The sequence below is a fragment of the Vibrio variabilis genome, from assembly GCF_003263785.1.
Lineage (GTDB): Bacteria > Pseudomonadota > Gammaproteobacteria > Enterobacterales > Vibrionaceae > Vibrio > Vibrio variabilis.
On record NZ_JYJK01000139.1, the window covers coordinates 70,936 to 81,360 of the forward strand.

Below are 10,425 nucleotides of genomic sequence, written 5' to 3' on the forward strand. Positions count from 1 at the left end.
GGTGTGTATCACTAACCTAAGATACTGCCGACTTCAAACCAGCTGGCTTTGGAATTGAGTACGTCACTCACTGGCATCGCTTTTTTACCTGGGATCTGAATTTGCTCTAGAACCAAGGTCTCGTTACCTGTTGCAACGTAAATTCCTGTTTTATCGGCCTTAAGGATAGTCCCCGCAGGCGCCTGTGTCGCACCCGCTTCAACGCGAGATTGCCAAACCTTGATGTTGTTCTCTTCCACAGAGAAGAAACTCATCGGCCATGGGTTAAAGGCGCGCACACAGCGCTCGATAAACGCGGCGTCTTGAGACCAATCGATCTTAGCTTCGTCTTTGCTCAGTTTGCTGGCGTAATTGGCTTGCTCATCGTCCTGTTTGATAGGGTTAGCCTTGCCTGCAGCGATATCACCAAGACAATCAACCAGAGCTTCTGGCCCTAACTCAGCAAGCTTGTCATACATGGTGGTGCTGGTATCAGTAGCTTCAATCGGAAGCGTTGCAATTTTTAGCATGTCACCGGTATCAAGGCCGATATCCATCTGCATGATGGTCACGCCAGTCTCGGCATCGCCTGCCAGATAGAGCGCTGAATGGGTGCAGCACCGCGCCAACGAGGCAAGATAGAACCATGTACGTTTATGCAACCCAGCTTTGGAGTATCCAGTACAGCTTGAGGAAGTAACAGGCCGTATGCGACGACAACCATGATGTCGGCATTGAGATCTTTTAACTCTTGCTTTGCCTCATCAGACTTGAAATTGACCGGTTGATAAACCGGGATGTCATGCTCAAGCGCGATGTTCTTTACAGGACTTGCGGTAAGTTTTTTACCACGACCTGCTGGGCGATCTGGCTGGGTATAAACCGCGATAACCTCATGCTCCGAAGACAATAACGCCGCCAAGTGACGGGCGGCGAAGTCTGGAGTACCGGCAAACACAATACGTAATGATTGGCTCACACTGACCTCTCTTAACTTAAATTCTTGTTCGTTGGCTTATTGCTTGGCGTTAAAGCGCTTAATTTTTTCAAGCTTATCTTTGATGCGCTTACGCTTTAGAGGGGACAGGTAATCAACAAACAGTTTACCCTCTAGGTGGTCAAGTTCATGCTGAACACAGATAGCCAATAGGTCATCCGCATCGAAAGTGAACTCTTCACCATCGCGGTTTAGCGCTTTAACGGTGACTTCTGCAGCGCGAGGTACCAAAGCGCGAGCGCCAGGAACAGATAGACAGCCTTCTTCGATACCGTCTTCACCACGTTTTTCCGTGATTTCAGGGTTGATCAGTACCATAGGCTGGTCGCGAGTATCTGAAATATCAATCACAACAATTCGCTGATGAACGTCAACCTGGGTTGCTGCCAGACCGATACCTTCTTCGTCATACATGGTTTCAATCATGTCATCGACGATTTTTTGGATTTCCGGCGTTACTGCCTCAACGGGCTTTGCTACCGTTCTTAGGCGATCATCCGGGAAAGTTAATACTTGTAATACAGACATATACACTCAAAATGTTGAACTGTGCCGAATAGGTTGGACTTCGTTGGTTCAATTCTAGACATTTTCTAACCTAAATGACAGCATCCCTTGAAACAAAGCGAAGGATTGCGGTGTATGAAACAGGGAAATGTGCTGGTATTGAGGGTTTACATTGTTGTTATCACACTCGCCCTGAGCTTTTCTTCATTCGCTGATAATCCACTCACTATAAAAGGGAGTGTCCCTGCTGTTTATCAGGTAAAACAGGGCGATACTTTGTGGGGTATTTCCAGCCTGTATTTGAACTCGCCATGGCGTTGGACTGAACTATGGAACCATAACCAGCACATTGGTGATCCTGATCTCATTTATCCTGGCGACAAACTGATGCTGACTTGGGTTGATGGCCAACCGAGGTTGGTGCGTAAAGCCACGAAAAAGCTGTCGCCGACAATTCAGGTAACGACCAAGGCGCCCATCGCAGCTATCAACGCTCTAACCCAAGCTCGCTATACCCAAAGAGAGGGCTTGGTACTTGAAAGTGAACTGGCTAACTTCCCGAAAGTGATTGGCTCTAGTGATGGGCTTAACTACATGACCGCTGAAGATGCTGTCTATATTGACTATCGAGGTGACGAAACCGAGTGGGCTATTTATCGCGTTAGCCAGCGCTTTGCTGCGCAGCAGCCAGAATACAACATGCAGCAAGTTAGAATGGTGGCAATAGCACGCAGTCAATCTCAAGAAAATGGGGTTACGACCCTTATGATTGAACGGTTCATTCATGAAATAGAGCAGGGTGATGTTGTGATCCCTCTTTCTGCCATACAAACTCCAGAACATATCAATCACTTTCAGCCTCATGCCGGTCCCGCCATTGACGATCTCAGCATAGCGGGAATGATGGATGCGGCGAACTATGTTGTTAGGGGGCAGGCTGTAGTGCTAAATCGCGGCTATGTGTCCCAGGTGGAACCAGGGAGTAGCTACTCTTTAGTGAAACCGGCGCATGGCTTTCAATTTTCCAAAGGTGAATTAGGCTGGTGGAGCTGAATGAAGAAGAGACATCGCTAACATTGCCAACGATTGAAGTGGGGCAACTTGTGGTGATCCGCAGTTATGCTTTTTTTAGCATTGCGGTGATCGTTGAGGCAAGTGAGCCAATTACTCAGCAGATGTTGGTTGTTTCCGTTTCTAGACGCGCAAAAAGCTAATGGACACCTTCATGGATGACAGTAATGCCTTAGCGTGGCTGCGACTTTCGCTATGTCCCGGTATTGGCCCTGTAACATTCTATAAGCTGCTTGCAGTGGACGATCCGCGCAATATTGTTGAATCGGATGAGCAGACATTATTAGCAGTTGGACTGAAGCCCACTCAGGTTAGTTTTATTCGCAAGCAATCTATTGAGATCGCAGAGCGAGCCTTGGCTTGGCGAGAGAATGCGAATAATCATATTCTTCTTCAACAAGACCATGAGTATCCAACGTTACTGCGAGAGTCCAAAGGTTGTCCGCCAGTTCTTTTTGTACAAGGTGACGCTGCGCTATTATCAGAGCCGCAAATTGCCATGGTTGGCAGCCGAAACGCCAGTGCTGGTGGTTTAGAAACCGCGCGCAGCTTTGCTGCGGAGTTCGTTAACTTTGGCTACTGCGTAACAAGTGGATTGGCGCTGGGTATCGACGGTCATGCCCACCAAGGAGCGCTAGAGGCAAATGGCAAGACCATCGCCGTGTTGGGATCAGGGTTGGATTCCATTTATCCTGCTCGGCATAAATCGCTCGCACAGCGCATCGCTCAGCAAGGTGCGCTTGTCAGTGAACATCTACCTTGGATAAAACCGAGAGCGGAGCACTTTCCAAGACGAAACCGAATTGTCAGTGGTCTGTCGCTGGGCGTTGTGGTGGTGGAAGCCGCGGAGAAGAGTGGCTCGTTAATTACAGCAAGGTATGCGGCAGAGCAGGGGCGTGAGGTGTTTGCGGTGCCTGGGTCTATTCGTCATGCCTATCATCAGGGGTGTCATTCATTAATACGAACCGGTGCCTGCCTCGTACAAAAGGTGGAAGATGTACTATGTGAAATAGAATCTCTGTCGAACTGGTCTAAAAAAGTACAACCAACACTTTTCGACCAAGTTATTGATAAAGAAGAATTGCCATATGCAGATCTGTTGGCTAACGTAGGAATAGAGCAACGCCGGTTGATATTTTGTCTCAAAAGACCCATATTCCTGTTCAAGAGGTCATGCAACAGCTTTTAGAGCTCGAATTACTGGGTCATGTTGTTGCGGTTAACGGTGGTTATATTCTTAAGGGGAGAGGCTAGCTATGATGATGGACATACTGATGTACCTGTTCGAAACCTACGTGCATAGCGATGCAGATCTGCAGGTAGACCAAGACGAACTTGAGGATGAGCTACTAAGGGCTGGTTTTAAGCAAAAAGATATCTACAAGGCACTAGAGTGGCTTGAAGATCTTGCTGAGCTGCAAAACACCGATGAGCATTCTGCGATTGCGATGAGTGCCGCGACCTCTACGCGAATCTATACCCAACAAGAAATGACGCGTATGGACGTCAAAAGCCGTGGCCTGCTTATGTTCTTAGAGCAGATCGGCGTCTTGACCACCGAAACTCGCGAGATGGTCATTGACCGAGTGATGGGGCTGGAAACCAACGACTTTGAGCTCGATGACCTGAAATGGATCATTTTAATGGTCTTGTTCAATGTTCCTGGCAACGAAAACGCGTACACTCTCATGGAAGAGCTTATCTACACCGCTGAAAGAGGTGTGGTGCATTAATCCTCCCAGCCCAACTCAATGGGCTGCTTGCGTTAAGAGAACTCCATGAGTGGTAAAATCGACAATCAACTTTTCTCGCTCATGAACACGCCTTAGATCATGAGCCTTGTCCTCAATGCCAGTCTGGTAAGCTGCTCCTCAAAAATGGTAAACATGGCCCTTTCCTAGGCTGTGATCAATACCCTGGCTGTGACTACATTAAGCCATTGCATCAAAACGATGGTCATATCGTCAAAGAGTTAGGCGTACCTTGTCCGGATTGTGGCTCTGAGCTGCTGCTGCGCCAAGGACGCTTTGGGATGTTCATTGGGTGTAGCAACTACCCTGAATGTCACTTCATTCAATCACCTAATAAGCAAGAAGAGCCTGAGCAGACTGAACAAGCATCGGTTTCTTGTCCTGAGTGCGCTAAAGGAGCACTCAAAGAGAGAAAGTCTCGATTCGGTAAAACCTTCTATGCTTGCGACCAGTATCCAAAGTGTAAGTTTGCGGTCAATCACCCGCCTGTCGAGGGGCACTGTCAATTCTGCGGATTTGAGTTGCTGGTGGAAAAAAAGCGAGCATCTGGAACCGTGCAAGAGTGTGCATCAAGGCGATGTCATAAGATACAAGATACAGAATAAGCAAAATGGCTCCCAAGGGAGCCATTTTTTAAAGGTTTAAGCTGAGCTTAAAGGGCTTCAGCGGCTGGTTTCAGCGCGGGAAAAGCCGCTTCATCAAGTAGCTCTGACAGGGCAAGTAGTTGCGCCTTAAGCGCCGCTTTGTCATTGGCCGTGACATTGATGTGACCCATCTTGCGGCCAGCACGTTTGTCTTTACCATACCAGTGAACGTGGCAGCCAGACAGGCTGTGTACCGCTTCTGGCAATGTATCTTCGCCTAAAATGTTCACCATAGATGTGGCACGAATGGCTTGTGTCGAGCCAAGAGGCATATCGCATACCGCACGCAGATGGTTTTCAAACTGACACGTATCCGCACCTTGTTGCGTCCAGTGCCCAGAGTTGTGCACGCGAGGTGCAATCTCATTCACTAGTAGCTGGCCATTCACATCGAAGAACTCAAGTGCAAGCACGCCAACATAGTCCAAAGACTCGGCTACAGCGGTAAACATTTGTGCCGCTTGAGCTTGCAGTTCTGGTTCATCAATCGCTGTTGATAGCGTCAGTACGCCGTCAGTATGTACGTTTTCAGCCAGTGGGTAGATAGCAATCTCACCTTGCTTGTTGCGCGCACCAACCAGTGACACTTCGCGCTGGAAAGGGACAAACTCTTCAGCAACGATCGCTTGGCTTTCTGATTCTGCAATACATTTAGCCATTTCTGCCCAAATTGTGTCGACATCATCAAGCGTTTTAAATCGCCACTGACCTTTTCCATCGTAGCCACCCAATGCGCTCTTGAGCACCATAGGCAGACCAACGTGGGTAATTGCCGAGTCAAAATCTTCGCGTGTATTGATAACCGCATATTTGGCGTTTTTCACACCTGCACTGTCGAGAAGGCCTTTTTCAATGCGGCGGTCGCCACCGGCTTTGATGGCGTCTGTCGATGGGAGGAACTTGCCACTTTTCTCACAGATCGCGAGGACATCGAGTGGAATGTGTTCGAACTCAGCCGTGATAACGTCAGCTTCAGCAATGGCATGTTCTAGACCGTTACCCAGCACTTCAAGTGTCAGTGGGTGAACGATATTCTCACTGCGCACATCAAATGCTGAGATTTTGATATTCAGAGGGGCACCGGCTAGCGACATCATACGCGCCAGCTGGCCTGCTCCAAGAACCAGTACGTGTTTCATGATTAGTCCTCAGAAGGATCTGGGTTAGCAAGTACGGTTTCTGTTTGTTGGCTGCGGAACGCTTCAACTTTTTCCATTACGGCGTTGTCATGAACACCAATGATCTGCGCGGCTAGGATACCCGCGTTTGCTGCGCCTGCTTCACCGATAGCCAGTGTGCCAACCGCGATGCCCTTTGGCATTTGAACGATAGACAGTAGAGAGTCCATGCCTTTCAATGCGCGGCTTTGAACAGGAACACCCAATACAGGAACACTTGTGAACGCGGCTGCCATACCGGGAAGGTGCGCAGCGCCGCCAGCACCAGCGATGATAACTGAGATACCGCGTTCTTTCGCAGAAGTCGCGTAGTCAGCGAGTAGTTGCGGTGTGCGGTGAGCAGAAACAACCTTGGTTTCATAATCTACACCAAACTGATCCAGCATTTCTGCTGCTAGTTTCATGGTTGGCCAATCTGATTTTGAACCCATAATAATGCCGACTTTCATCCGAAGCTCCTTCAAGGCGTGTGGAAATGGACTAATTTGCGCGCATTATACGAGGATTTTTTTCTTGGGAAAACGTTTGCGTGAGTGATTTTTGTGTTTTTTTCTGGATTCTCACTCGGGTTTTGAGCATAGTGCCGTAGAAATGTAAAATATTTGTTTAGCTTTTAATAAAAGGAAGTCTCGGTGGATAATTTTCAAACCACAGTTGCGGCGCTTCAATCCGGTGAAGTAATTGCTTATCCAACGGAAGGGGTATTTGGCGTGGGTTGCGACCCAGACGATACGCAAGCCATTGAAAAGCTTCTTGCTGTCAAAGAGCGTCCGGTTGAAAAAGGACTTATTTTGATCGCTGCGAATTTTGAGCAGCTTCGCCCTTATATTGATGAGACTCAACTGACAGAGCAGCAGCTAGAAAGTGTTCAGCAAACTTGGCCTGGCCCGTATACCTGGATCATGCCAGCAAGTGCACGTGTTTCCCCTTGGCTAAGTGGCGCGTTTGATACCATCGCTGTGCGTGTCACGGATCATGAGTTGGTGCAAAAATTGTGTTTGGCCTATGGCAAGCCAATTACTTCGACCAGTGCTAATTTATCAGGCATGCCATCTTGCATGACAACTGAAGAAGTTAAGCAGCAACTGGGTTCTCGTTTGTCTTCAATTCTTGAAGGCGAGACGGGCGGCCGTAATAAGCCGAGCGAAATCCGTGACGCTCGCACCCTTAAAGTATTACGACAAGGCTAAGGAGTTCCCGTGCAGCAAGTCGACAAACATCAAGTAAAAGCGTTTCTTCTTCAGCTCCAAGACGATATCTGCCAAAAACTCGAACAACAAGATGGCGCCGCGACATTCCAACAGGATGAGTGGCAACGTGAGCAGGGTGGTGGTGGCCGCAGTCGCGTTATGAAAGATGGCCAAGTGTTTGAGCAAGGTGGGGTGAACTTCTCCCATGTGTTTGGCGACAAGATGCCGGCATCTGCCACCGCGCACAGACCAGAACTCGCTGGGCGCAAGTTCGAAGCATGGGTGTATCGCTGGTGATTCATCCCAAAAACCCGTATATCCCAACGTCACATGCCAATGTACGTTTCTTTATTGCTGAAAAAGAGGGAGAGGATCCGATCTGGTGGTTTGGTGGCGGGTTTGACTTAACGCCATTCTACCCATATGAAGAGGATTGCCAGCACTGGCATGATACGGCGAAGCAGATTTGTCAGCCATTCGGTGATGAGGTGTATGCGGAGCACAAAAAATGGTGTGATGACTATTTCTTCCTACCACACCGTAATGAGACGCGCGGTGTTGGTGGCTTGTTCTTTGATGATTTAAATCAGTGGGGCTTTGAACGCTCGTTCGCTTACATGCAAGCGGTGGGTAACGGCTACACCGATGCATACCTGCCAATCGTTGAAAAACGCAAAGCCGAGCAATACGGTGAGCGTGAGCGCAACTTCCAGCTTTATCGCCGTGGTCGCTATGTTGAGTTCAACCTTGTTTACGACCGTGGCACGCTATTTGGCTTGCAAAGCGGGGGCGCACTGAGTCCATTCTTATGTCAATGCCGCCATTGGCTCGCTGGGAATACAGCTATGAGCCACAAGAGGGAAGTGAAGAAGCGCGCCTCTATCGCGACTATCTAAAACCAAGAGAGTGGTAATCTATCCAACAGCCTTTGTTCAACTTGGCGAATGTGTGCCGAAGTGATAGTGTCGAACTATACATTTCGGTACCCATTAGCAAGGACAGTAGGCATAAACATGAGCAAGCCCGATCAATACGTGGTGTTTGGTAACCCCATCTCGCAAAGCAAATCACCGTATATCCATACGCTCTTCGCAAGACAGACCTCGCAAAATCTTGAATATGCTAGCCAGCAGCCTGAGCCTGATGCGTTTAAGCAGGCTGCCACCGAATTTTTCCAATCGGGTGGTAAAGGATGCAACATTACCGCACCCTTTAAAGAAGATGCTTTTCAGTTTGCAGGTCTCCTGACCGAGCGTGCTCAGCTTGCGGGCGCAGTGAATACTCTCAAGAAGCTGGATGATGGCGAGATCATTGGCGATAACACCGATGGCGAGGGTTTAGTTCAGGACTTACTGCAACATCAAGTTCAGCTGGAAGGCGCTTCTATATTAGTGATTGGTTCGGGTGGGGCGGCGCGTGGTGTATTAAAGCCGTTACTCGACCAGCTACCTGCCTCTATTACTATTACCAACCGTACGTTTGAGAAAGCGCAGCAGCTTGCTGAGCTATTTAAACCTTTTGGTCAGATTAATGCGGTACCTATGAGTGACGTTTCTCGTGCCTATGATGTGGTGATTAACTCTGCTTCAACCAGTCTGTATAAACAGCTGCCTGATATCAGTGATGCAATCTTTGCTGACCATACGGTGAGTTACGATATGACCTATGGACAGGGTTTGACGACTTTCAATCAATGGGCGAAAGAGTCGGGTGCTAGGTTTGCCTATGATGGTTTAGGCATGCTAGTGGGTCAGGCGGCAGAAAGCTTTATGCTATGGCGTGGCTTAAGACCAGGCACGAAACAGATCTTACGTGAGTTAAGAAAGAATCTAGAAGGTCTATAACATGAACCAATCAATTTTGTTTTCAGATCAGCTTGAATGGAACCAAGAACTAGGCATGGTTGAGTTTCACGCCCAACAAGCAGGGATGTTGATTGTGTGTCTTGTTGGGCTGGAGAAGCTTGCTAGATTAAATGGTTTGAATGAGGTTGCTAAGGAACAGGCGTTTGAGTGCTTTGAGGCGGTTCGTTTTGATCTAGAAGAGATAGCAGAAAGCCTCATAGAGGATGAAGCTTTCGATGAACAGGGCCGTGTAGTCATTAACTAAGCCATCATTCGCTAACGAATGGCGTGCACATCCTGCATGTAGTCATTTTTATTCTGTACATAGTTGTTGGCAGAGCGAAGTAAAAAGGCTCTTTCTTTTTCGGTAAGAGGACGAGCCTGTTTTACCGGACTGCCCACATACAGATAACCACTCTCTAATACCTTGTTCGGTGGTACTAAGGAACCTGCGCCAATCATTACATCAGATTCAATGGTAGCGCCATCAAGCACAATACTGCCCATACCGACAAGAACGCGATCTCTTATAATGCACCCGTGCAGCATCACCTTATGACCAATGGTGACATCATTACCAATTAGTAGCGGGTAACCCTCAGGGTTCTCTGTGTTCTTATGAGTAACATGTAACACGCTATTGTCTTGAATATTGGTGCGCTCGCCAATTTCTATATGGTTAACATCACCACGCGCGGACACAAGCGGCCATACACTGGCATCTTTGCCAAATCGAACATCGCCAACAATCACACTGGTTTCATCTATATAGACGGAGTCGTCTAGCTGCGGGGCAATGCCTTTGTAACTACGAATTGAAGTCATATGAGTCTCTAAATCTATGGGACAAGGCTATTTTGGCGATTTATTGCGGCAAATTACAGCGTCAAAGCACAAAAAATAACCATACGAACAAAAAAAGCGAAAAAACTGTATTTAGGGTATTGCCAATGTGATTTCGATCTCTATAATGCCCCCTCGCTGACACGGGAAAGGACAACGAAATCCCCAACGAGTCAGAAGGTCACAAGCTTCTAAGAAGCTTAGCAAAATAAGTTGAAAAAAGTGGTTGACACGAAAACTTATCTCGCTAAAATGGCCGTCCGTTTCAAGGGAAGCTTTGAAACAAGCTCTTTAACAATATAAACCTATCAATCTGTGTGGGCACTCGTTGATGATAATCAAATTAGAAACTTCTCTTAATAAAGAGGGGCTTCAAATTAGGTTTCAATGAACTGAGTGACCAATTCAAGTCTTCGGACTT

At 47.8% G+C, this 10,425-nt stretch carries 10 protein-coding genes and 4 pseudogenes; 9 read left to right on the forward strand and 5 right to left on the reverse strand.

What is annotated here, in order from left to right:
- Positions 1-11 precede the first annotated feature (11 nt).
- Both fmt and def read right to left on the reverse strand, forming a co-directional pair.
- Positions 12-958: pseudogene (fmt, locus tag TZ48_RS23395) on the reverse strand (methionyl-tRNA formyltransferase).
- Positions 959-994: 36 nt separating this feature from the next.
- Complete coding sequence (gene def, locus TZ48_RS23400) at positions 995-1,504, reverse strand: peptide deformylase (protein ID WP_112481082.1); 510 nt, start codon at positions 1,502-1,504, stop codon at positions 995-997.
- A gap of 114 nt (positions 1,505-1,618) precedes the next feature.
- On the opposite strand from def, the gene TZ48_RS23405 reads away from it, so the two are divergent.
- The 5 genes and pseudogenes from TZ48_RS23405 (at position 1,619) to TZ48_RS23420 (ending at position 4,910) form a co-directional block, all read left to right on the forward strand.
- Complete coding sequence (locus TZ48_RS23405) at positions 1,619-2,536, forward strand: LysM peptidoglycan-binding domain-containing protein (RefSeq protein WP_112481084.1); 918 nt, start codon at positions 1,619-1,621, stop codon at positions 2,534-2,536.
- Positions 2,527-2,697: a hypothetical protein gene (locus tag TZ48_RS24520; RefSeq protein ID WP_162674703.1), complete on the forward strand. Its 171-nt coding sequence runs from the start codon at positions 2,527-2,529 to the stop codon at positions 2,695-2,697. Before TZ48_RS23405 ends, TZ48_RS24520 begins: the two co-directional genes overlap by 10 nt.
- Positions 2,698-2,708: 11 nt before the next feature.
- Positions 2,709-3,808 (forward strand): annotated as a pseudogene (dprA, locus tag TZ48_RS23410) (DNA-processing protein DprA).
- A gap of 2 nt (positions 3,809-3,810) precedes the next feature.
- Complete coding sequence (locus tag TZ48_RS23415; RefSeq protein ID WP_042502388.1) at positions 3,811-4,287, forward strand: DUF494 family protein; 477 nt, start codon at positions 3,811-3,813, stop codon at positions 4,285-4,287.
- 45 nt (positions 4,288-4,332) lie between these two features.
- A pseudogene (locus TZ48_RS23420) lies at positions 4,333-4,910 on the forward strand (DNA topoisomerase family protein).
- Between the two features lie 47 nt (positions 4,911-4,957).
- Here TZ48_RS23420 and TZ48_RS23425 read toward each other — a convergent pair.
- Both TZ48_RS23425 and purE read right to left on the reverse strand, forming a co-directional pair.
- Positions 4,958-6,088 carry a 5-(carboxyamino)imidazole ribonucleotide synthase gene (locus TZ48_RS23425; protein ID WP_112481086.1) on the reverse strand — a complete coding sequence of 377 codons (1,131 nt, stop codon included), beginning with the start codon at positions 6,086-6,088 and terminating at the stop codon, positions 4,958-4,960.
- Positions 6,089-6,090: 2 nt separating this feature from the next.
- Positions 6,091-6,576, reverse strand: a complete 486-nt coding sequence (gene purE / locus TZ48_RS23430) for a 5-(carboxyamino)imidazole ribonucleotide mutase (protein WP_042478050.1) — start codon at positions 6,574-6,576, stop codon at positions 6,091-6,093.
- Positions 6,577-6,759: 183 nt separating this feature from the next.
- Between purE and tsaC the strand changes: the two genes are divergently transcribed.
- From tsaC to TZ48_RS23450, 4 genes and pseudogenes are all read left to right on the forward strand, one after another.
- Entirely contained in the window at positions 6,760-7,317 is a 558-nt protein-coding gene (tsaC, locus tag TZ48_RS23435; RefSeq protein ID WP_112481089.1) for an L-threonylcarbamoyladenylate synthase type 1 TsaC, read from the forward strand.
- Positions 7,318-7,326: 9 nt separating this feature from the next.
- Positions 7,327-8,167, forward strand: a pseudogene (gene hemF, locus TZ48_RS23440) (oxygen-dependent coproporphyrinogen oxidase); the annotation flags it as partial.
- A 163-nt stretch (positions 8,168-8,330) separates the two neighbouring features.
- Positions 8,331-9,161, forward strand: coding sequence for a shikimate dehydrogenase (gene aroE, locus TZ48_RS23445; RefSeq protein ID WP_112481091.1), 831 nt, complete (start codon positions 8,331-8,333; stop codon positions 9,159-9,161).
- 1 nt (position 9,162) lies between these two features.
- A complete protein-coding gene (locus TZ48_RS23450; protein ID WP_112481093.1) occupies positions 9,163-9,426 on the forward strand; it encodes a DUF1488 family protein in 264 nt (87 codons plus the stop codon).
- 11 nt (positions 9,427-9,437) lie between these two features.
- Here TZ48_RS23450 and TZ48_RS23455 read toward each other — a convergent pair whose 3' ends face one another.
- A complete protein-coding gene (locus TZ48_RS23455) occupies positions 9,438-9,986 on the reverse strand; it encodes a gamma carbonic anhydrase family protein (protein ID WP_112481095.1) in 549 nt (182 codons plus the stop codon).
- Between the last annotated feature and the right edge of the window lie 439 nt (positions 9,987-10,425).